Genomic DNA, 22,782 nt, shown 5'->3' with positions numbered 1-22,782 from the left:
TTATCATTCGGACTTTAGTGTATCCTGTTGTTTTTCTGTTGTCGAATCTTCGGTTGCGGAGGTTTGACTGTTTTGACCTAATTGTGCTGCATTTTGAAGTAGAGCAATAGCGGCTTCTTGAATCTGTACTTGCTTACTATGCTCTTCTTCCTCTTGTTGCTGCTTTATTTCGTACACGCGCCGGCTGATGCTTAATATGATTCCAATGTAGGCACAGTTTACCAGGGTAGATGTTCCTCCTTTACTGATTAGGGGTAAAGGCTGTCCGGTGACCGGAAGAATCCCTACAGCAACAAGCATATTGAACATGGCTTGAGAAACTAATAGGATTCCGATTCCCATAACGAGAAAGGCGTAATAAGACTTGTCGCAATTTCGGGCAATTTTCCCTATACGCATTAACAGAAGAATATAGAGAAAGGCGACAAACGCTCCTCCTATCAGCCCTAATTCTTCGATGATAATGGCATAGATAAAGTCGGAGAAAGCTTGCGATAGGAAATCACGTTGTACACTGTTTCCTGGACCTTTTCCCAAAACGTTACTGGTTGCAATAGCAATATTGGCATGGGCGACCTGAGCATCATTATCAATGTCAAATTTGGCAGGAGGAACATTGGTCTTATTATGGTCTTTCAGACGTTCTTTCCAAGTTACCATACGATGCAGTCCTACCTTATCCCATGCATTATCGGGAACGTATTTGATGGTAGTGAAGGCAATGAACATGGAAGCCAGTCCTATCCCCAAAAGTAAACCAAGTTGTTTCATCGGGACTCTGCCAATGAACATCATCAAAAATACACTTCCTGCCAGTAATACGGCTGTAGACAAGTTTTCCGAAACTATCAGTCCGCAGGTAATTCCTGTAATCCACAAGATATATTTCATAGCCTTGCGGCTGGCCTGTTCCTCCTCTTGAAGTTTAGACAAAATAAAGGCCACGGTAATGATGGTAGCCATCTTGGCAACTTCGGAAGGCTGGAACTGAATGAATCCTAAATCTATCCAGCGGCTTGCTCCGTTGATTGCCGACATTCCTAATACGATGAGTAGAAGAATCCATGAAATAGGGAGGAGTATAATTCCTGCTTTAAATATACGGCAAGGTATGTTGTGGGTAACCCATACAACGAAAGCACCTACCATCAGCAGTATCAGATGATTGGTTATAGGTTTCCAGTGATCCCCGCTTTTATAGGTCAGGGTACTGGAGGCACTGAATACTTCGATGATAGAGACAAGACAAAGTAACAGGAAGATAATCCAGATTACTTTGTCGCCTTTGAATAAATTTTTTAGCAAATCCATATTGGATGTTTGTTTATAAATTTCTCACACATTCTTTAAATTGATCGCCTCGGTCTTCGTAGCTGCGGAAGAGGTCGAAGCTGGCACAGCAAGGACTCAGAAGAACAGTTTCTCCTTTTTTTGCCATCTGATAAGCTGCATCAACTGCATCTTTCATACTTTGTACATCAGCAATAGGAAGTCCGAAGTTTCCAAAGAACTCATGCAACTTTTCATTGTGGAGTCCAAGGAAAATCAATCCGGAACATTTTTCTCTCACCAGACCAGCTATCTCGCTGTAGTCATTTCCTTTGTCTTTTCCACCCAAAATCAGCACTGTTTTTGTTTTCATGCTTTGTAAGGCATACCAGCAAGAATTGACGTTTGTAGCTTTGGAGTCGTTGATGTAATCTACTCCACGTACACGAGCTACCTTTTCCAGACGATGTTCTACTCCTTTAAAATCTTTCAGTGCTTCGCGGATACACTCCTTGCGTATACCGGCAATATTAGCCGAAATACCTGCAGCCATCGAGTTGAACAGGTTGTGTGTACCCGTCAGAGCCAATTCTTCTTCTTCCATGTTGAAAGCGATGGGTTCGGTAAAGTAAACCTTCTTCTGGTCTACGAAGGCAGCCAGTCCATCTTTCTTATGTTCTGCAAACGGATAATAATGTCCGTGAATGCCATATTTGTGTAATTCTCTTTGGATGATAGGATCGTCACTCCAATAAATAAAAGCATCCTCATCCGTCTGATTCTGGATGATCCGGAATTTAGCATCAACGTAATTCTGCATTTTGTGCTCATATCGGTCCAGATGATCAGGAGTGATGTTCATCAGCACTGCAATGTTTGCGTGAAACTTATACATGTTGTCCAACTGGAAACTGCTCAATTCGATTACATAATAATCGTAGTTGTATTCAGCTACCTGATACGCCAGGCTTTGTCCGATGTTTCCAGCCAGTCCTACATTCAGTCCGGCTTTTTTGAAAATATGATAAATCAACGAAGTGGTCGTTGTCTTTCCATTGCTTCCGGTGATACAAATCATCTTGGCATTGGTATAACGGCCTGCAAATTCAATTTCTGAGATGATAGGTGTTCCCTTTTCTCTCAGTTTAACAACCATGGGAGCATCATTAGGGATACCCGGGCTTTTAATCACTTCATCTGCATTCAGTATCAACTCCTCTGTGTGTTTACCCTCTTCCCAGGGGATGTTTCTTTCATTCAGCATTTCCTTGTATTTGTCTTTGATGGAAGACATATCGGAAACAAAGGTGTCAAAACCTTTTTTCTTTGCCAGCACAGCTGCTCCCGCACCACTTTCGCCAGCTCCTAAAATGACAATTCTTTTTGCCATGATCTTTTTATCTTATTTTTAAAGTAATAATCGTGATAGCTGCCAGTACGATGGTTACAATCCAAAAACGTACGGTTATTTTTGATTCATGAAAAACATTAGCCGGTCGTGTAATTAAATAGGTACAGTTCGGGTCGAGCTGTGCCATTGTAGTACGGAAATGGTCATGAATCGGAGTCCGTTTGAAAATGCGCTGACGTACTCCTTTCTTTTTTCCTTTCTGGAAATATTTCACCTGTAAGATTACAGACAAATTCTCTACCAAGAACACACCACACAAAATAGGAATCAATAATTCCTTATGTATGATGATGGCAAATACAGCAATGATTCCCCCAATGGTAAGACTTCCGGTATCTCCCATAAACACTTGTGCCGGGAAGGCATTATACCAGAGAAAACCAATCAATGCACCGATAAAGGCACAGATAAAGATAACCAACTCTTCACTTCCCGGTATATACATAATGTTCAAGTAGCTGGCATATTCTATATGACTGGATACATAAGCCAGTATCCCAAGTGTTACTCCTATAATCGCGGAGTTTCCCGCAGCCATGCCATCCATACCGTCGTTCAGATTGGCTCCGTTTGATACGGCTGTTACCACGAAGATTGTAATCAGCACGAATACGATCCATCCGATACTTTGTGCCTTGTCTCCCAGAAAACCTACAAAGTCGGCATAATCCAAATTGTTGTTTTTGAAGAATGGAATGGTCGTCTTAGTAGACTTCTCATCCTGACTTTTATGTATAACCTCTATAATCTGTCCGTTTTTCTGGATTTCCACATTCTCTCGAATGACCACACTCGGACTCAGATACAAGGTTAATCCTACAATCAACCCAAGACCTACCTGGCCGATAATCTTGAATTTTCCGTGCAATCCTTCCTTGTCTTTTCGGAATACTTTGATATAATCGTCCAAAAAGCCCAGTGTACCAAGCCAAATGGTAGTAATCAGCATCAGTATCATGTATACATTGTGCAGCTTTCCTAACAGCAAACAGGGTATCAGTATGGCTACAATGATGATAATTCCTCCCATCGTCGGTACACCCACCTTATTGACATTGAAAGGATCAATAGATGCATCTCTTTGCGTCTCGGTGATTTGTTTTCGTTTGAGTAAATTGATGAAATATTCTCCAAAGATAGCCGAAATCAGCAAAGCCAATATGATTGCCATTAATGACCGGAACGATACATATCCAAACATGCGTGCTCCGGGGAAGTTCAATTGCTCAAGATAATCAAATAAATAATATAACATGTGATGTTTTAGTTTTCTGATTCAAAAATATCTTTCAATACCTCTTTGTCATCGAAATGATGTTTTACTCCTTTTATTTCCTGGTAATTTTCGTGTCCTTTACCTGCCACCAAAATTACATCGCCATTTTGTGCCAGCATGCAAGCTGTACGAATTGCCTCTTTACGGTCTACAATCGATACAACTTTTCTCATATCTTCTTTGGAAAGACCAGCCAGCATATCGTTAATGATATCCTGTGGCTCTTCAAAGCGCGGATTATCCGAAGTAATTACTACCTTGTCGCTTTGTTTTACAGCTTCCTGTGCCATGATAGGACGTTTCCCCTTATCACGGTTTCCACCGGCTCCTACCACAGTAATCACCTGACCTCTTCCGTTCAATACTTCATGAATGGCATTCAGCACGTTGGTCAGCGCATCAGGAGTATGTGCATAGTCTACGATGGCAGTGTATCCTTTCGGCGAACGCAATGCATCAAATCGTCCTGATACCGGGCGCAGTGTGCTTAAAGCAATCAGAACTTCTTCCGGCTGTTTACCCAACAGGCAAGCTGCTCCATATACAGCCAGCAGGTTAAGTGCATTAAAGCGTCCGATGAACTGAACATTTACTTCCCGGTTATTGATATCCATCAGCATACCTTCAAATCCATCTTCCAGCACTTTTCCCTTGAAGTCGCATAAAGTCCGAAGTGAATATGTCGATACTTTTGCTTTTGTGTTCTGTACCATTACCAACCCATTTTTGTCATCTGCATTGGTTAAAGCAAAAGCATTTTTCGGCAAATTGTCGAAGAATGTTTTTTTAGCCTTCAGATAATTCTCGAAAGTCTTGTGATAATCCAAATGGTCACGGGTCAGATTAGTAAAGATACCACCTGCAAATGTCAGTCCTCCGATACGTTTTTGAGCCACAGAGTGTGAGCTGACCTCCATGAATACATACTTGCATCCTTCATCAGCCATACGTCCCAACAGACTATTCAGTGTAATCGGATCGGGAGTAGTATGTTCAGTTGGAATTGCTTCTCCATCGATATAATTGCAGACAGTAGAAATTAGTCCGGCTTTGTATCCGAAACTTCTGAACATATTATATAATAAGGTAGCAATTGTTGTTTTGCCGTTAGTTCCGGTTACTCCGATAAGGTCCAGTTTTGACGTAGGATTTCCATAAAAGGCTGTAGCCAATTTGCCCACACTGTCTTCTGTACTATTTACTTTGATATAAGTCACTTCCGGTACTATATTAGTTGGGAAAACTTCACATACCACAGCGGTAGCACCTTTTTCTATTGCCTTGTCTATATAGTCATGTCCGTCTGTCTGTGTTCCTTTTACAGCGACGAATAAAAAGTCTTTTTCAATGCATCGGGAGTCCATGTGGATTCCCGCGATTTCCTTTTCTGTCGAGCCTGCAGTTTCATTGACTGCAACAGCTTGTATAATGTCTTTTAGTTTCATATGCTTAATTTTTGAGTGTCAATGTAATATATTCTCCTTTTCGGACCATGCTACCCGAAGGGATACTTTGGGTGTGTACCTTACCGACTCCAGAAAGGTGTACCTTCATGCCGTAGCTTTCCAATAAATATACAGCATCTTTTGCTCCCATACCGACAACATTGGGTACTCTTTTCTTGTCAGGTTGAGCCGTACTTAATTCTACATAGCTGTCTGTGGTTTTTGCTTTACCCCAGACTGGATTAAACGAATAAGGAATAGATGCACTATTGCTTTTTACGTTCAGTTGTTTCAGTACATATGCTGTTTCTGTAATATCTCCCTGTGCAACATCCGGAATTAGTACAGCGGTAGAGTCCTTAGCTTGCGCAATGTTCTTTACCAGATGTTTGGCATAGATACGTTCTGCAATTCGGCTGAAAACACTACCTGCTTGCAAACCTCCCGAAGCCGGTCCGTGTGGAATCTGTATAGAGACAATGCAACTGTATTTAGGTGCTTCCGATGGGAAATACCCGCAGAAGCTAACCAGATAACTGACTCCATTGGCTTTATATCCGGCTTTACCCTGTGAGATTTGTGCCGTACCTGTTTTACCGGAAACGCTGAACTGTTTACTGCCGGCCGGTTTTGCCAATCCTTCCGATACGACCTTGCGTAAAATCGTCTGTATTTGCTGTAAGGTTTCATCCGAGCAAATTTTAGGATTGACTATTTCCGTAGGATATTCTTCAACTATTTCTCCGTTACGTGCGATTGCTTTGACAAATTTCGGCTTCACCATCACTCCATTATTGGCAATGGCATTATAGAAATTTAGCATATAGATAGGAGGAATCATTGTTTCGTATCCTATACTCATCCATGGTAATGTAGTCTTGGCAAAATATCGTTCCTTAGGCCCTTTTATGCGAGGAGAAGCCTCTCCTACGAATCCCAGATTCAAAGGCTTGTCTATGCTCATCCGCCTTAATCCATCTATGAATTTTTGTGGGTCTTTCCCATAAAATTTGTCGATGATGCTTGATACTCCCACATTGGATGATACTTCCAAAATACGGGTTACATCAATTTCTCCATATCCTCCCTTATACCAGTTCCAGTCTTTCATCCAGCTGCCATACATGTTGACCATACCGTTTTTGGTATCTACTTTATAGTCGGGAGTAATATATTTATCTTCCAAAGCTACCATGATAGAAGCCGTTTTAAAGGTAGAACCCGGTTCCATCAGATTGCTGACTGCAAGATTTCTCATTTCGTAGTATTTACCGTCTCCGGCTTTAGTCATGTTGACATTGGCTTTTACTTCTCCCGTTGCCACATCCATTACGACGGCCACTCCAAATACGGCATCCAGGTTTTTCAGTTGGTCAACCAATGCTTTTTCTGCAATATCTTGCATATCCACGTCAATCGTTGTGATGACATCATATCCGTCTATTGCAGGTTTGTCTACAATATTCAGATATTTGTTCATAACCTTCTGACGGTGTGTGATACCATTTTCTCCTTTCAGAAGAGAATCGAAGGTTAATTCCAAACCATTCTTGGCTCCTTGTGCCATGTCGGGAAACATATCTCCCAAAGTACGCATTGCAAGTGAACCGAATGGTTTTTTACGCTGGTTGAACACCTCTTCATGCAAGCCGCTTATGTTTTTGCTCTGATTGAACAAAGGTAACTTCTTTACTTCCTTGTACTGGATATAAGAAATTCGTTTGGGGTAGAGCAGAAAATGTCGGCTTTTGGCTCTTCTTCCTTTCAAAATATGTTTGCGGAAATCCTGCGCGCTCCGGTCGGGGAAAATTTCATGCAGACCGTTGCAGATTTCCTGCAAATGATTCATTAGCATGGTGTCTTGCTTGCTACTCTGTACTCGGAAGTCCATGTAAATTTTATACTCCGGCAGACTACTTGCCATAAGCTTCCCGTCAGCCGAAATGATATTGCCTCGTGTCGGACGAATTACTACATTCTCTTTCACAAAGCGGTCGGCTACATCCTTCCAGTATTGGCGTTCGGCAAACATAATGATTCCAGCTTTGACAATAATCAATATTGCCAAAACAGCCATAATCACCACGATGAAAGTATAGCGAAATGTAATATTTTTCAATCCGGATATCATACCTTTTTATTTCTTTCTGATTAAGTACGGAGGAGTTGTTGCTGTTTCCAGAGTATTCCCCTCTGCCGAAATATATTCTTCGATACGTGACTGTCGGCTTTTCTCCGTGAGCTCCGAAGAAATGGTCAATGCATCGTATTTAATGTCAATCAGTTCTTTTTTTAACTGGTCGATTTCTATCAGCTCTTGTTGGCTGCTATACCGGTTATCGATATATAGAATCGTTAAGATCACAATCAGAATAAGCAGATTGGCCTGCCTCTTTAGAAAATCGTGAGCCAAGATGTCCCCACCCAAAATGCTCTTTAGTGTAATGTGCGGTGCGGTTGCCTGTGTATCTTGTTCTTTCTGTTCCATTGTCTTCTTATTTCTTTTCTGCAATTCTCAGTTTGGCGCTTCTTGAACGCGGATTCCTTGTCTGTTCTTCGTCGGTAGGTACAATTACCTTGTTGTTGACCAGCTTGAATGGAGTCTGTACATTTCCGAAGAAATCCTGCTCTGCTTTTCCTTCAATGTTTCCGGTTTTCATCAGGTTTTTTACAATGCGGTCTTCCAGCGAGTGATACGTAATCACTACCAGTCGTCCTCCTGGATTCAATGCCTCAGTAGCTGCATAAAGCATTTCCTTCAGCGCTTCCATTTCCTGATTTACTTCAATGCGGAGTGCCTGAAATACTTTGGCCAGTTCTTTCTTTTCCCGTTCCCGCCCGAATAGCGGTTTTACTATCTCCAGAAACTCTCCAATGGTTTGAATCGGATTTTGCATGCGGGCTTTCACCAGCACCGATGCCAGTTTTCTACTGTTTTTCAACTCCCCGTACAGGTAAAATAGGTTGGCAAGCCGTTCTTCATCGTATGTATTGACGATGTCGGCAGCTGTTTTTCCCGCCCGTTTGTTCATTCGCATATCCAGATTTCCCTCGAAACGGAAAGAAAAACCGCGTTCCGAGTCATCGAAGTGATGAGACGATACCCCGAGATCGGCCAGGATTGCGTCTACCCCTTCTACATCGTAGTAACGCAGGAAATTGTGCAAGTAACGGAAGTTGCTGCGTACAAACGTAAAACGACTGTCGTTTACGATGTTCCGTTCAGCATCCTCGTCCTGGTCGAAACTGAACAGACGACTGTCTTTATCCATGCGGCGCAAGATTTCCTTCGAGTGTCCGCCTCCTCCAAAGGTTACGTCTACGTATGTTCCTCCGGGTTTCAGGTTCATGCCGTTGATACTTTCGTCGAGCAATACAGGTATGTGATAAATCTGTTCTGTTTCGTTCATCCTTTTCTTCGAATTAGTAATAATACACCTTATAATATACAATTGAGCTGTAAAATTACAACTTTCCTTACAAACGGGGGTATGATTGAATAAAAATGTTTGAAGAAGTTATCAACAGCTTGGGGGAAAACGAGACCGATGAAGAAAGCCTCCTGCACAGAGTGTTGCGTGTTGTGCAATTTTTCTTTTTTGTAAGTGTTATTTCTATCTTTTTGAACAGCAAACAGCCATTTTTTTCGGTATTAGTAAGTGATATTTCAAAAGATACGTTACATTTGCAGGCAAAACATAAAGTGAAGAATGGCCGCCGATTCTATATTTTTGATTGACATAGATAAAATTCTACGGGAGAAAGCCGGAAAGAAGGCTGCGCGTATTCCCCGTTTCTTCGTGTCTTATTTGAAACACATTGTGCATCAGGAGGAAATCAATGCTTTTCTGAAAAGTGTAAACGACAAGACAGGTGTCGATTTTCTGGAAGCCTGTGTAGAGTTTCTGGATATGAAGCTGGAAGTGGAGGGGATGGAAAATCTTCCAGCCGACGGCTTATGTACGTTTGTGTCCAATCATCCGTTGGGCGGTCAGGATGGAGTTGCGTTGGGGTATTTACTTGGAAAACATTACGATGGACGTATCAAGTATCTGGTCAATGACTTGTTGATGAATCTGCATGGTTTGGCTCCTTTGTGTATACCAATCAATAAAACAGGTTCGCAGTCCAGAGATTTTCCCCGTATGGTAGAAGCCGGTTTCTGTTCGGACAGTCACATTATTATGTTTCCTGCCGGTTTGTGTTCCCGTCGTCAGAATGGTGTCATCAAAGACTTGGCATGGAAAAAAACCTTTGTGACAAAGAGTGTGGAAACCCGCCGCTATGTGGTTCCCATCCATTTCGAGGGAAGAAATTCAGACTTTTTCTACAGACTGGCCAATGCCTGCAAGTTCTTGGGCATCAAGTTCAACATTGCCATGTTGTATCTGGCCGACGAGATGTTCAAAAACCGTCATAAAACGTTTAAGGTTACTATTGGCAAGCCTCTTCCGTGGGAGACCTTCGACAAGTCGAAGACACCGGCAGAATGGGCTGAGTATGTGAAAGAGTTGGTATATAAACTTTGAGTAGAAGATTGAAATTAGATATATGGAAGATGTTATTGCACCGATTGATAGAGAGGTCTTGAAAGCCGAACTCACAGAAGATAAGCGTTTGAGATTCACCAATAAAAGTAACAATGAAATCTATGTGGTTACTTGGAAAGATGCTCCTAATGTATTGAAGGAGATAGGTCGGTTACGTGAGATTGCATTCCGTGCGGCAGGGGGAGGTACCGGAAAGTCGCTCGATTTGGATGAATACGATTTGATGGAAAACCCTTACAAGCAGTTGATAGTATGGAATCCCGATGCTGAAGAAATTTTGGGTGGTTACCGTTATCTGTTGGGGAATGAAGTAGAGTTCGACGAGCATGGAAAGCCGGTGTTGGCTACAGCTCATATGTTCAATTTCTCTGAGAAGTTCCTGAAAGAATATCTGCCTACAACCATAGAATTGGGACGTTCGTTTGTGACACTGGAATATCAGTCCACCCGTGCCGGTTCGAAGGGGCTGTTTGCACTCGATAACCTGTGGGATGGTTTGGGAGCACTGACGGTGATTAAGCCCAATGTGAAGTATTTCTTCGGAAAAATGACCATGTATCCTAGCTACAGCCGTCAGGGCCGTGATATGATTCTGTATTTCCTCAAGAAGCATTTTTCCGACAAGGATAATCTGATTACTCCGATGGTTCCCTTGCAGATAGAGACAGACCCTGCTGTGTTGGAGAAACTTTTCTGCAACGATACTTTCAAGGAAGACTACAAGGTACTGAATACAGAGGTACGCAAGTTGGGTTACAACATTCCTCCTCTGGTTAATGCCTATATGAGTCTGTCGCCTACGATGCGTATGTTTGGTACAGCCATCAACGATGGTTTTGGCGATGTAGAGGAAACCGGTATCTTGATTGCAGTAGATGAGATTCTGGAAGAAAAGCGGGTACGTCATATCGAGTCGTACATCAAGGAACACCCGGAAGCTTTGCAGCTTACTTCAGGTGCTCATCCGGTTGTTTCGAAAGATTGATCATGCTTCCCTAAGAACGCTCTTTATATATCTATTTGTCTGAAGTTTAGTGGGCTATGCATAAAGAACAGAGTCTCTTGTTGACTTTTTTTCTTCTCGGATAACTACAAAATGAAAATGAAATAAAAAGGCTTGCCGGCAGCGATGGGGCAAGCCTTTTTTACATGAATATATACCTCAAAAAACGTGACTGTTATCGTAAGCTTACGCTATTATTATCGTTGGCTATCGTGACTATTCACATGAGCTCACGTGAATAGTCGCGTTTTTGAAACTTACCGGATGGTTTCTGTATCCTTTTTACTGCTTTTATCTTTCTGATAAATTCGTTTATGACTACTATTAACTTTTTTTGTTGTTTAAAGAATTTATTCAAATCAATAGAATACTGATGGATAATAGGATAAACATATTTTCCCTCATTCATTATGCTATCGACAGAGTGTACATTTAATCAGTTTGATATAATAAATTGGCGGTAGCTAATCCTCCTCCTAAGGAATGTCCAACAAAGGGCCGTTCTGTATCACTCTTCTCTTCTGTACATATATTTGTAACGTATATTATTAAACCTCAGATCAACATTTTTCTTTTTTAATATCTCTTCAAACCTTATGCTGTCGGAAGTAACAATAATATGACTTTGTATGATGCTGTCACAGTTATCGGCTTTCCAGTCAAGCCCTTCTATGTTGAAAGATTTGTCAATCAGATAATAGCGGGGGTAGTTGCCTTTGAGGGTTGTAGCTTTTACGATAACCCATAGGTCATTTGCATTTACTTCATGCATACATATCCAAGGAGAGTCAGGAAATGGTGGTATAATGTATCTTCCTCCATAGCCATTACTTTCTGTTTCCCCTGAATAAACAATTTTTTGGGTGTTCCAATCCCATTCAATCAGAAACAGCCCTTTCCCTAATTTATACGATCCATTCCATTCTGGCATGAACGAGTCTGCATAAAATAAGAATCCAATCAGTACAATAAAGAATGACACGATGAAAATCAGCGTATATTTCAGGAATGTCAGTATGTATTTTAGAATATTCATCATTTTTTCAGTCTCCCTATTCCGTAATAAAATGTTTTAAATCCGTGTGTATCATTTATCCCTGTGCGAAGTCTTTCTGCCTTGATAAATAAATTTCTCGTAAATCCTCCTCCGGTATTCCAATCATAAACGGTAGCCTCGTCATTCACGATGCGTACTGTTCTTGCCTCTTCGTTTATCAAAAATATGTTTACCCGTCCCAATGCATAGAGGGTGCTTCTCAGTTTAGGTGAAAATATGGATTCTATCATACGCTTAGGGTTGAATAAATTAATGTCACTTAAACAAAGTGGATAGCAGTAAAAAAGATAGTAAGAATAATGATACAATTAGGCTAAATATATTTTTTATTATTTTATCCATGGTAATATCGGTTTTGTTTTTTACTTCCGTAAATGTTAATTTCGTATTTGACTCCTTTTCCTGCATATTTATTTCCAATAGCAGTTTCAATATTCCGTCCCCAATTTTTAGGATTTAACCAGCTGTGTTGTTCAAAATCATATTTATCAGAGAATGCTCTAACAGTATGATTAGGATATCGCTTAATTATGTTTCCGGCATAATCGGTACGCTTGTCTGTACCGATGTAGGCCAATGTCTTTTTCATCTTATTTACCCTCTTTGTCTTTTAGTTTATTGTATCCTCATTAGTCTCTGCTTCTTTTTTCTTTCTGATAAACTCCCTTATGGCTATCAGGTTTTCTTCGTTTTCCTTGTCTTCCTTTATGTATATCATGTGTTCCAACAGATAGTCGAAGTCGAGTGTGTCTCCTTCTATGTTTACTATAAACGCTTTTCTATAGTCCGCGTTAGCTTCCATCAGCAGGTATCTGATAATGTCTGTATATCCTCTTCCGATGGCTCTGTATAATGGTGTTTCTCCGGGAACAGGCGTGAAATCCACTTTTGCTCCGTGTTCTATTAACAGTTTGGTTTTTTCAAGTCCTCTGGCTGCAGCCTGTTTTAAAGGGGTGTACCCGGAGTTTTTGTGCATTACAGGCTCTGTGTCTTTTACATAGTCGTTAGGGTCTCCTCCATATTCGAGCAGCAGTTCCAGTATTTTGATATCTGCCATTCGATCTCCACAAGTGAAAACGATTGGCGAACGGCCATTGAAGGTATTGTGTAAGTTTGGGTTTGCTCCTTTTTGCAGTAGAAAGCGTATCATCTCTATTTTTTGGTTGCATACTGCCCATGCCAGCAGGTTTTGTCCGTATATCGGGTCTCTATAGTCAATGTCTATGGTTCCTTCATTCAGGATGGCATTGATTTTTGCAGTATCTCCTTTTTTCACAGCTTTTGCCATCTCCCATGCAGGTGTGTCTTCCCACAGCCTGATGTGATAACATGTCAGTTTGCTCTTGTCTGTAGTACAGGCACTGATTATTGCAATGAATGTAAGTAGAAGTATTGTCTTTTTCATGGGCTTTTATTATTTTCAGTTGAAAAATTCTGTCTTTATCAGTTTCCCTTCCGGGCTGTATGTTTTCCATTCTCCTTTTTTTCTTGCAAATTCAGAGCGTGGGTCATCTGTCCATATTATCCATCCCTCTTCTTTGACTGTTGCATCGGGATAGAACTCGGTACAGTAGCACCGGTGTGTCTGCCTGAAGTTGTCTTTGCTCATGGGTTTGTTGATAAGATTTGTTTCCCTTGAAAAGTGTTTGTATGTTTTGGTTAGCTGTCCGATGGGATTAAAGAAATACCATGTTCCGCTCATTTCTCCGTGAGTGTATTCTCCGAATACGGCAAGCTTTTGTGTTATCCTTGATTTTTCTCCTTCAGCTCCGTTTATTGGCAAAGAGGATGGTGGCGTTTCTGTGAATTCGGTATAAATCCCGTTTCTGAGTCCGTTTCGATAATACATGCAGGCATTACCTTCTTCCCAAAATCCCTCTTTCTGTCCGTTTCTGTTAAAGCTGTTGGTAGAAAATGTCCACTCGTTAATGTCTCTATATTTTAATTTCCTATATTCTTTAAACGTGATTTTGTTTTCATCCTTGTCATAGTATTTCCATTCACCATATTCGATGAACTCTACTAATGGTCCTCCATTTTCTTGCCACCACAGGAGTAATCCTTCTTCTCGTATTTTCCCATCAGGATAATAACCTATACAATATCCTTTAGTATCTGGCATAAAGATGATTTTATCTCCATTATTTGTATCCGTATATTTGTTGTTTTCCGAACAGTCTTTGCAAAGCATGGTTATACGTCTGTCATCGTACAAATAATACCATATCCCTGTCATTTTCTCTTCTTTATATTCTCCAAAGCAGAATAAATAATCATTATGATATTCTTTATATACTCCTGATGCTTTCCCCTTTTTATAATAAGACTCTATTTGAAATTCATCAAATCTTTCTATCCAAAACCCTTCTTTCTGCCCTTGTTCATTAAGCCGGTTGATTTGTCCCCACTCTTGTGCCTTTGTAGTACAGAGTGATATACTCAATAGGAGGAGAATGATTGATTTTATGTATTGTTTGTTTCTTTTCATGGATATTTGTTTTTTTAGTTTTTTGTATCCTTATTGGTTTCTGCTTCTTTTTCTTTCTTTGTTACGAACAGAGGTTGTAGAGGATAAAATATTGTCATAAAATCTTTTCTTTTCCAATGGAACGTTGTCATAATAAGCTGTGAAATCATTTGTTTGGATTTCTTTCCAGCATTTATTCGATTTCTCTCCTTGGTAGATGACTATGTCTGAGAGAGAATCTGTTTTTATCTCTTCGTTTATCAAAAACATGTTTACACGTCCCAATGCATAGATGGTGCATCCATTTGTCTTCGATGTATTATTGTTCAATTAAGAAAATATTCGGTAATTTGAAAAAATATTTTTCATCAATTTGTATTCTTAAATATTGTTCTACTTCTCTTTTTTTCATAAGAACAATTCTTTCTTGATAAAATTTTGACTTCCTATCTGTTTGGGCTATGAAATATGAGAACGTTTTACCGGGTGCAATTTTTTTAATAAATGAGTATCCTACATTCATTAAATGTTCGTCTGATAAATCTTCAAACATCATTTCAATAAAACTGAAATCACCTTTTTTCTTTTTAAAAAAATCGTGCACCAATTCAGAGTTTGATTTTTTGTTTATTGAAAGCAATGATATCCAGGTTAAATAGTCCTCGTTTGATTTATTTGTTATTTGGTATTTGCTGATAGTTTGAGCTTGTCCGGTAATTCCATTGAAATAGCAAAATGATAAGGTATCAATCTGTATTTGACGCTGAGCATTCAAGTTCGTTGCACAAAACAGAAAGAGTGGAAAAAATATGTAAATTACTGTTCTCATTTTTCTTTTATATATTTAGTAGTTACCTTTTAAAATTAGTAATCATCCCATTAAAACTATATTTCCATTAGGTGAGTTATTATACTCTTTTTCTTTTTTTCTTTCTGTGTATCATATGCCCGACGGATAGTCAAGAGGTTTGGAATATTTGTTCTTATTTATCTGATATGTTTCTTTTGATTTTTTCCAAATGCTCAGAATAAGTTGATTCCAAAAAGAAATCTCCACATTCATCATCCCAGCCAAAGAGTATATCATGTAAAGATGCAAGATAGACAATGTAGGCTCTTGTTGGATTTTCATGGGGCAGTATTCTGTTGTGTACATATTTTAATAATACTTTGTCTATTCCTCCTTCCTCGTATAATTTGCGGATTTCCGGAACTTCTACGACCTTATCCTCTGAGAATTCTTCATACATGGAAGTGTTGATTGTGATATATTCTTTATTTACCAGCTTTTTATATAAACGTTTTTGGAATTCCTGATAGGAATCTATTCTTATATTTGAATATTTATAGAGTCTCCATGCATTACTACAACACAAAAAAGTATCTTCCCGCATAGTATCGAATTGTCTGATACTATCAAATGAAGCATATTCATGTATCATTGGAACAATGATAGGATATGATGTGAGGCGATCGCACCTCATTATTGATTCTCTTAATGCTGAGTGTTTATTGTCTGTACAGGCTGTAAGACATAGCCCTATGAGCAATGTATAAATAAGGCTCATTCTCTTTTTTAGAATATGCATATTCCTATCTTAACTATTTCGTTATTAATGCTTTAAATTTAATGAAAACTTTCGATATAAAAGAAGAAAAGAGAATGTTATGCAGCAGAAAAGAAGAACGAAAAAACGTGACTTGTATCGTAGGCTTACGATACAAGTCACGTGAGCGATCGATACAAGTATCGCAAGCCTACGATACAAGTCACGTTTTTTGAAGGAAGATATACCGGTGAAGCGTATGTTACACCGCCGGCAGACTGTTGCCGTTTATTTTCCGGTAAAGGTCGAGCGCATACACGTCGGTCATGCCCGAAATGTAGTCCAGCACGGCTTGAATCTTGCCGTACAAGGTAGGAGCTTCCACATCGTATTGTTTTGAAATGCGGTTTATCAACAGCTGTGAATAAGCTTTGTCGGGATGTCGCACAGCTTCCACCATCAGGTCGATCAGAGTGCTGATAACCCGGAAACCGGCCAGCTCGATGTCCACCACATCTTTCGAATGATATATCTTGGCGAAGGCGGTATGCGAACAGTTTTCGTAGGCTTCTCTGATTTGCGGTTCCATGTGCTTGATAAGTACTCCTTCGAACGTTCCGGCAAGAATATCTTCTTCGTGTTCTGTAAATACACGGGTACATTCTTTTATCAGTACACCGATGGCCGAGGAGCGCAAGTAGGCTATCTGTTCGTTGGCATCGGTTACCATCCGGCAGATTTCCTCGATGTGTGTCAGCCGTTCGGGGGAGAAGAAACGGCAGTACAGGTCTTTCGTCTCCTGCAGAGTGAGTATTTTCAGCTTGTAGGCATCTTCTATATCCATCATCTGATAACAGATATCGTCGGCGGCTTCTACCAGATAGACCAACGGGTGACGGGCATAGCGTGCCGGTTCTCCTTCCCGGCTCAGGCGTACAATGCCTAATTCTTCGGCAATGCGGCGGTAGTCGTCTTCCTCGCTCAGGAAGAATCCGAACTTCTGTTTCTTTCCGGCAAGCTGCGAAGAAAAGGGGTATTTCACGATGGAAGCCAATGTAGAGTAGGTCATCACGAAACCTCCCGGCCGGCGTCCCCGGAACTGATGCGTCAGCAGTCGGAAAGCGTTGGCATTCCCTTCAAAGTGGGTAAGGTCTTCCCATTCGGCGGCAGAGAGGAGCGGTTTCAGGGTAAGTCCCTTGCCTTCGGAAAAATAGGTACCGATAGCTTTTTCTCCCGAATGACCGAAAGGTGGATTGCCCAAGTCGTGTGCAAGGCAGGCAGCCGATACGATGGAACCGATTTCGGACAGATGCGAATCGTGCAGTTCCGGGTGCTTTTGCAGGAGGATTGTGGCTACTTCATTTCCTAAAGAGCGACCTACACACGAAACTTCCAGGCTGTGCGTCAGTCGGTTGTGTACAAAGATGCTTCCCGGAAGGGGAAATACCTGGGTCTTGTTTTGCAGACGTCGGAAAGGAGCGGAGAAAATCAGCCGGTCGTAGTCGCGTTGGAATTCGGTACGGTCTTCTTTCCGTGCTTCGTGGAGAAACTCCAGTCCGAAGCGTTTGTTCGATATCAGTTGTTTCCAGTTCATGTTGTCAGGTATGTAGATGGACGTTTAATTTGATACATAAGTGAAAATAAAGAAGCAAGTTACCAAGAAATTTTTGCTCCTGCAAGATGGAAAGAAAAAATATAAGTTTCATATCTGTTAAGTGGATAGGAGGAGGATGGTAAAGATATGTCTGTTTGTGGAGATTTAAAAAATGGTAAACTCCTTTATATATTCGGTGAAATATGTAAATTCGCAACTTATAATGAATTAGAACCTAAAAACACAATGAAAATACAGATTATCAATAAATCGAAACATAGTTTACCGCAGTATGCCACTCCTCTTTCTGCAGGAATGGATCTTCGTGCTAATTTGGAGGAGCCTATCGTATTGAAACCGTTACAGCGTTGTTTGGTGCCTACCGGATTGTACATCGCATTGCCCGAAGGGTATGAAGCACAGATTCGTCCGCGAAGCGGTCTGGCATTGAAAAAGGGGATTACTTTGCTTAATACACCGGGAACGATTGACGCAGATTATCGTGGAGAAATCGGAGTGATTATGGTCAATCTTTCGGAAGAGCCTTTTACTATCGAGGATGGAGAACGTATTGCTCAGATGGTGATTGCACGTTACGAGAAAATCGACTGGCAACCGGTAGATGTGTTGGATGAAACAGAACGGGGGGCCGGAGGATTCGGTCATACCGGAACTGTTTAATTAATAGCTAGAATGACATGATGAAAAATTGGCTCTATATTTTACTGGTCTGTGGAGCTGCATGGCTCACGGGATGTGGCTCGTTGGGTAAGCAGACTGGAAAATCAACATTGCAGACTACTGCGGAGCAAGACCCGCTTACTCCCGAACAGCGCCGTAAGTACGATTATTATTTCCTTGAAGCGGTACGCATGAAGCAGAAAGGAGAGTATGATGCGGCTTTCGAATTGTATAAGCATTGTTTGGATATCTATCCTCAGTCGGCTGCGGCATTGTACGAAATATCACAGTTTTATATGTTCCTGAATTTGCCGGAAAAAGGAGAGCAGGCTTTAAAGCAGGCGGTACACTCCGATGAATCTAATTTCTGGTATAAACAGACATTGGCTATGTATTATCAGCAGAAGAGAGAGTGGGCAAAAGCTATTGCTGTGTATGAAGATATGGCCAATTTGTTTCCGTCTCGTCTTGAACCGCTGATGTCTTTAGTCGATTTGTATACGCAGACGCAGAGTTATGGAGAGGTGGTGAAGACATTGAATCGTCTTGAAGAACTTGATGGCAAGTCAGAACAGATTAGTATGGAGAAGTTTCGTATGTATCTTCTTCTGGGACAAAAAGATCAGGCATTTAATGAGATTGTGAGCCTTTCGAAGGAGTATCCTTATGATATGCGTTATCAGACTATCTTGGGAGATGTGTATCTGGAGAATGATAAGCCACAGGAAGCTTACGATACGTATCAGCGTATTCTGAAAGAAGAACCGGGATATGCACCAGCTTTGCTTTCGATGGCTTCGTATTATAAAAAAATGGGGCAGGATAGCCTGTATCAGGTACAGCTTGATACGATTTTGCTGAATGGCGATGTGCAGTCGGATACCAAGATGGAAATTATGCGACAGCTTATTTTGCAGTCGGAGCAGACGACAAAAGATAGTACGCAGATTGTGAATCTGTTTCGTAATATATTGAAATGTCCACAGCAGAATGCTGATTTGGCTATGCTTTGTGCACAGTATATGATTACGAAACGGATGGAAAAAGAATCGGTGCCGGTGTTGAATCAGGTTCTACAGCTCGATCCGGAGAATAAACCGGCACGTTTGCAGCTACTGAGCTATGCAATTCGTGACAATAACCTGGATGAGGTGATTCATATTGCGACTCCTGCACTGGAGTATAATCCGGATGCATTGGAGTTTTATTATTACTTAGGACTGGCGCATTTCCAGAAGAAAGAAACCGACAAGGCTTTGGAGGTCTTTTCGAAGGGGGTGAAGCAGGTAAACGAAAAAAGCGATAAGAATGTTGTATCCGATTTTTATGCAATTTTAGGTGATTTGTATCATACTAAAAAGATGCAGGCTGAGGCTTACGCTGCTTACGATTCTTCGCTGGTGTACAATCCGGATAATATAGGTTCGCTGAATAACTATGCATATTATTTGTCTTTGGAACGGAAGAATTTGGATAAGGCAGAGGAAATGAGTTATCGTACGGTAAAGGCGGAGCCGGAGAATGCAACTTATCTGGATACGTATGCATGGATTTTGTTCGAAAAGGGTAAATATACTGAAGCCCGCATCTATATTGACCAGGCAATGCGAAGTGAGGAAGGAAAGAAGAGTCCGCTCATTGTCGAGCATTGTGGGGATATTTATTATATGCTGGGTGAAAAAGAGAAAGCTTTGGAGTATTGGAAACAATCTGCTTCGATGGATGATAAGGAAGAAGATGGCTCTACTCCTCGTACTAAGGAGGAGTTGAATCGTTTGAAACGTAAAATTGCATTAAGGAAATATATTGCGGAATGAAACATGTACTGAAACTTACTTTTGTGGTTGTTGTGACCTTACTGCTTGCTTCGTGTGGTTCAAACCGTTGGATGGAAAGATCGCCGAGAGTGGGTGGACTGTCAGGAAAAGCATATACAGAGAAGGTGATTGAACTTTCTCCCAACTGGGAGTGTGTGACGGGAAAGGTGGCGCTTGCGCTGGATATGGGCGCGAAAGGTACTACAAAGGTCAATGCTACACTTCGTATGAAGCGGGGGGAAGTGATTCAGTTTTCAGTTGCTCCACTTTTGGGTATAGAAGTGGTGCGTATGGAGATATCTCCACAAGGTATTTTGGTACTTGACAGATTGAATAAGCGGTATGTGCAGGCGTCGTTTGAACAGGTAAACAATTGGGCGCGTACGGATTTAAGTTTTCATGTATTGCAGTCGTTGTTCTTCAATGAGCTGTTTTTACCGGATCGGACTCAACTGACGGCTGATGATGCTTCATTGTTCCGTATCTCGGTAGAAGGAGATAATGCTTTGTTGGAGGCTAAGTCTTCGAAAGTATTGACATACAGTTTCCGTACTTCTGCCGATAGTGGTTTGTTGCAGGAGAGCCGCATTGGTGTGAAAGGTACAGGGTATACGTTGAATTGGAAGTATGATGATTTTCAACGGTTGGATGCACGTCCTTTCCCTCAGCATATGGGATTGACGATAGGAGGTGTGAAACCGGAAGTGGCATTGGATATGAAACTTTCTCGTTTATCGGTTGATAACGGCTGGGAATCTCATACGAATATTCCATCTAGATATAAGAAGATAGAAGTAGAAGAATTAGTGAAAATGTTACTCAAATGATGAAACGTATTCTGTGGCTAGGTATATTCTGTGTGTGCATGTGTCTTCCGTTGGTGGCACAGAGTACACGAAAGATTCGTGAACTGGAAAAAGAACGGAATGAGCTTCGTAAGCAGATTTCCGAATCGGAAACGTTGTTGCAGTCCACTAAGAAGGATGTAAATAGTCAGTTGAATAACTTGGCATTGTTGTCTGGACAAATAGATGAGCGTAAACGTTATCTTGCTACCATAGAAAAAGATGTAGAAACAATTCAAAGGGAAATAAATCGTTTGCAGGTAGAGTTGAAGCGCTTGCAAAAAGAATTGGCAGATAAACGTGAGAAGTATGAACAGTCTGTCAATTATATGTATCGAAATAAGTCGGTGCAGGAAAAACTGATGTTTGTTTTTTCAGCCGATAATCTGAGTCAGATGTATCGTCGACTTCGTTATGTACGGGAATATGCCGATTATCAGCGTGTGCAGGGAATACAACTGCAGAAGAAACAAGAAGAGGTTAATGCTAAGCATAAGACATTGGTGGATAGTCGGAAGGCAAAAGAGGAGTTGTTGAAACAGGGCGAGGAAGAAAAACTGAAGCTGGAAAAACAAGAAAAGGAGAGACAGCAGTTATTGAGTACGTTGAAAAAGAAGCAACGTAGTATTCAGTCGGAATTGTCTAAGAAGCGTCGCTCAGCCGATAAGTTGAATGCACAAATTGATTTCTTGATTGAACAGGAAATAGAGAAAGCGCGTAAGCGTGCTGAAGAAGAAGCACGTCGTAAGGCAGAGGCGGAAGCAAAACAGTCTGGTAAAGCTTCGAAAAAATCGGCAGAATCATCGGATAAAGACCAAAAAACGCTTGCGAAAGGTAAGATTGATGCTTATAAGATTGATTCAGAGGATCGACGTTTGTCGGGTACGTTCGAACAGAATAAGGGAAAACTGCCTGTTCCTATTACTGGTGCGTATGTAATAGTTGGTCATTATGGTCAGTATCAAGTGAGTGGTTTACGGAATGTACGTCTTGATAATAAAGGTATTGATATTAAGGGAAAGAAAGGGGCAATGGCACGTGCCGTATTCAATGGAGAGGTTTCTGCTATTTTCCAGTATAACGGATTGGCGAATGTGTTGGTGCGTCATGGTAATTATATTTCGGTATATTGTAATTTGTCTTCTGTCTTGATACGTAAGGGTAGCCAGCTGAAAACAGGTGATATGATTGGGGAAGTGCATACTGATAAAGATGGAAATACGGTACTTCATTTCCAGTTACGTAAAGAGGTCAATAAGTTGAATCCTGAACTTTGGTTGAGGCATTAGTATTAAAATTATAATTGATTGTTTTTTTTTGAATCAAGTGGAGGTTTTCGATGGATCGAATAGATCTTTCGAAAACCTTTTCGTTTTAGATGATATGACTTTTTAGAGGCTTGTAGAAGGTCTTTGTTGGCTTAAAAAACGCGACTTGTCGCGTTGGCTATCGATACTTGTATCGTTGCCTTACGTGACTTGTTGCATCAGCTCACGCGACAAGTCGCGTTTTTTGGTGTTATTATTTGGGGTAAATTTTAGTCTGAGTAATTCTTTCGGATGCTGTTTTCCGGTTGAAGACACAGAAAAAATGGGAATCCGGTTTTGTTTAGAACCGGAATCATTGTATGCTGTGAGTCGTTTTTCTCTGTGTTTGGAGTATCAGATTACGAATCTGTGAATGAATTTCCCGTTTGTTGTTCTTTGGGTATCAGTGCTTATATTATATAATAATGTATATATAGTTCTCTTCAGAAAGTCTTCTTGCAGAAAAATAGGCTGTAAAACCAGCTGTAAGACAGCTATTTGTGAAAAACATTG

At 40.8% G+C, this 22,782-nt stretch carries 22 protein-coding genes; 7 read left to right on the top strand and 15 right to left on the bottom strand.

Annotated features, from left to right (window positions below; translation table 11 throughout):
* Positions 1-3: 3 nt before the first annotated feature.
* The 7 genes from WKU26_RS10885 to rsmH are packed head-to-tail and all read right to left on the bottom strand — an operon-like array spanning position 4 to position 8,811.
* The gene (locus tag WKU26_RS10885) at positions 4-1,311 is read right to left on the bottom strand and encodes an FtsW/RodA/SpoVE family cell cycle protein (protein ID WP_340322019.1); all 1,308 of its coding nucleotides are present in this window, start codon (positions 1,309-1,311) and stop codon (positions 4-6) included.
* Positions 1,312-1,324: 13 nt separating this feature from the next.
* Positions 1,325-2,659, bottom strand: a complete 1,335-nt coding sequence (gene murD, locus WKU26_RS10880; protein WP_340322018.1) for a UDP-N-acetylmuramoyl-L-alanine--D-glutamate ligase — start codon at positions 2,657-2,659, stop codon at positions 1,325-1,327.
* A 7-nt stretch (positions 2,660-2,666) separates the two neighbouring features.
* Positions 2,667-3,935 (bottom strand): phospho-N-acetylmuramoyl-pentapeptide-transferase, encoded by a 1,269-nt coding sequence (gene mraY / locus WKU26_RS10875; RefSeq protein ID WP_269878069.1) that lies wholly within the window; start codon positions 3,933-3,935, stop codon positions 2,667-2,669.
* Positions 3,936-3,943: 8 nt separating this feature from the next.
* Positions 3,944-5,401 carry a UDP-N-acetylmuramoyl-L-alanyl-D-glutamate--2,6-diaminopimelate ligase gene (locus WKU26_RS10870; RefSeq protein ID WP_338158169.1) on the bottom strand — a complete coding sequence of 486 codons (1,458 nt, stop codon included), beginning with the start codon at positions 5,399-5,401 and terminating at the stop codon, positions 3,944-3,946.
* Between the two features lie 4 nt (positions 5,402-5,405).
* Positions 5,406-7,532, bottom strand: a complete 2,127-nt coding sequence (locus WKU26_RS10865; protein WP_340322017.1) for a penicillin-binding transpeptidase domain-containing protein — start codon at positions 7,530-7,532, stop codon at positions 5,406-5,408.
* Positions 7,533-7,538: 6 nt separating this feature from the next.
* Positions 7,539-7,889: an FtsL-like putative cell division protein gene (locus tag WKU26_RS10860; protein ID WP_269878072.1), complete on the bottom strand. Its 351-nt coding sequence runs from the start codon at positions 7,887-7,889 to the stop codon at positions 7,539-7,541.
* A gap of 7 nt (positions 7,890-7,896) precedes the next feature.
* The gene (rsmH, locus tag WKU26_RS10855; RefSeq protein ID WP_340322016.1) at positions 7,897-8,811 is read right to left on the bottom strand and encodes a 16S rRNA (cytosine(1402)-N(4))-methyltransferase RsmH; all 915 of its coding nucleotides are present in this window, start codon (positions 8,809-8,811) and stop codon (positions 7,897-7,899) included.
* Positions 8,812-8,906: 95 nt separating this feature from the next.
* On the opposite strand from rsmH, the gene WKU26_RS10850 reads away from it, so the two are divergent.
* The 3 genes from WKU26_RS10850 to WKU26_RS10840 are packed head-to-tail and all read left to right on the top strand — an operon-like array spanning position 8,907 to position 10,936.
* Positions 8,907-9,140, top strand: coding sequence for a hypothetical protein (locus tag WKU26_RS10850; RefSeq protein WP_340322015.1), 234 nt, complete (start codon positions 8,907-8,909; stop codon positions 9,138-9,140).
* Complete coding sequence (locus WKU26_RS10845; RefSeq protein ID WP_340322014.1) at positions 9,112-9,930, top strand: 1-acyl-sn-glycerol-3-phosphate acyltransferase; 819 nt, start codon at positions 9,112-9,114, stop codon at positions 9,928-9,930. The genes WKU26_RS10850 and WKU26_RS10845 overlap by 29 nt, the downstream gene beginning before the upstream one ends.
* A 22-nt stretch (positions 9,931-9,952) precedes the next feature.
* The gene (locus WKU26_RS10840) at positions 9,953-10,936 is read left to right on the top strand and encodes a GNAT family N-acetyltransferase (protein WP_340322013.1); all 984 of its coding nucleotides are present in this window, start codon (positions 9,953-9,955) and stop codon (positions 10,934-10,936) included.
* A 526-nt stretch (positions 10,937-11,462) separates the two neighbouring features.
* Here the strand turns inward: WKU26_RS10840 and WKU26_RS10835 are convergent.
* The 8 genes from WKU26_RS10835 to WKU26_RS10800 form a co-directional block, all read right to left on the bottom strand.
* Positions 11,463-11,993 carry a hypothetical protein gene (locus tag WKU26_RS10835; RefSeq protein WP_340322012.1) on the bottom strand — a complete coding sequence of 177 codons (531 nt, stop codon included), beginning with the start codon at positions 11,991-11,993 and terminating at the stop codon, positions 11,463-11,465.
* Positions 11,990-12,241: a hypothetical protein gene (locus WKU26_RS10830; RefSeq protein WP_340322011.1), complete on the bottom strand. Its 252-nt coding sequence runs from the start codon at positions 12,239-12,241 to the stop codon at positions 11,990-11,992. The genes WKU26_RS10835 and WKU26_RS10830 overlap by 4 nt, the downstream gene beginning before the upstream one ends.
* A 104-nt stretch (positions 12,242-12,345) precedes the next feature.
* A complete protein-coding gene (locus tag WKU26_RS10825) occupies positions 12,346-12,600 on the bottom strand; it encodes a hypothetical protein (RefSeq protein WP_340322010.1) in 255 nt (84 codons plus the stop codon).
* A 21-nt stretch (positions 12,601-12,621) separates the two neighbouring features.
* Positions 12,622-13,416, bottom strand: coding sequence for an ankyrin repeat domain-containing protein (locus WKU26_RS10820; RefSeq protein ID WP_340322008.1), 795 nt, complete (start codon positions 13,414-13,416; stop codon positions 12,622-12,624).
* A gap of 15 nt (positions 13,417-13,431) precedes the next feature.
* Entirely contained in the window at positions 13,432-14,499 is a 1,068-nt protein-coding gene (locus WKU26_RS10815; RefSeq protein WP_340322007.1) for a hypothetical protein, read from the bottom strand.
* 298 nt (positions 14,500-14,797) lie between these two features.
* The gene (locus WKU26_RS10810; protein WP_340322006.1) at positions 14,798-15,307 is read right to left on the bottom strand and encodes a hypothetical protein; all 510 of its coding nucleotides are present in this window, start codon (positions 15,305-15,307) and stop codon (positions 14,798-14,800) included.
* A 154-nt stretch (positions 15,308-15,461) separates the two neighbouring features.
* Positions 15,462-15,872 carry a hypothetical protein gene (locus WKU26_RS10805; RefSeq protein ID WP_340322005.1) on the bottom strand — a complete coding sequence of 137 codons (411 nt, stop codon included), beginning with the start codon at positions 15,870-15,872 and terminating at the stop codon, positions 15,462-15,464.
* 415 nt (positions 15,873-16,287) lie between these two features.
* Positions 16,288-17,619 (bottom strand): deoxyguanosinetriphosphate triphosphohydrolase, encoded by a 1,332-nt coding sequence (locus WKU26_RS10800; protein WP_340322004.1) that lies wholly within the window; start codon positions 17,617-17,619, stop codon positions 16,288-16,290.
* Between the two features lie 246 nt (positions 17,620-17,865).
* On the opposite strand from WKU26_RS10800, the gene dut reads away from it, so the two are divergent.
* Genes dut through WKU26_RS10780 form a run of 4 tightly spaced genes read left to right on the top strand, consistent with a single transcriptional unit; the run spans position 17,866 to position 22,251 of the window.
* Entirely contained in the window at positions 17,866-18,300 is a 435-nt protein-coding gene (gene dut / locus WKU26_RS10795) for a dUTP diphosphatase (RefSeq protein ID WP_340322003.1), read from the top strand.
* A gap of 20 nt (positions 18,301-18,320) precedes the next feature.
* Positions 18,321-20,117 (top strand): tetratricopeptide repeat protein, encoded by a 1,797-nt coding sequence (locus tag WKU26_RS10790; protein WP_340322028.1) that lies wholly within the window; start codon positions 18,321-18,323, stop codon positions 20,115-20,117.
* On the top strand, positions 20,114-20,944 hold the full coding sequence (locus WKU26_RS10785; RefSeq protein ID WP_340322002.1) for a DUF4292 domain-containing protein: 831 nt from the start codon (positions 20,114-20,116) through the stop codon (positions 20,942-20,944). Before WKU26_RS10790 ends, WKU26_RS10785 begins: the two co-directional genes overlap by 4 nt.
* Entirely contained in the window at positions 20,944-22,251 is a 1,308-nt protein-coding gene (locus WKU26_RS10780) for a murein hydrolase activator EnvC family protein (protein WP_269878098.1), read from the top strand. Before WKU26_RS10785 ends, WKU26_RS10780 begins: the two co-directional genes overlap by 1 nt.
* Positions 22,252-22,782: the final 531 nt, after the last annotated feature.

This window comes from Phocaeicola sp. HCN-40430 (genome assembly GCF_037890285.1).
Taxonomy (GTDB): domain Bacteria; phylum Bacteroidota; class Bacteroidia; order Bacteroidales; family Bacteroidaceae; genus Phocaeicola; species Phocaeicola acetigenes.
Note: the sequence above shows the minus strand (reverse complement) of the source record. Positions and strands in the feature narration are given on the sequence as shown.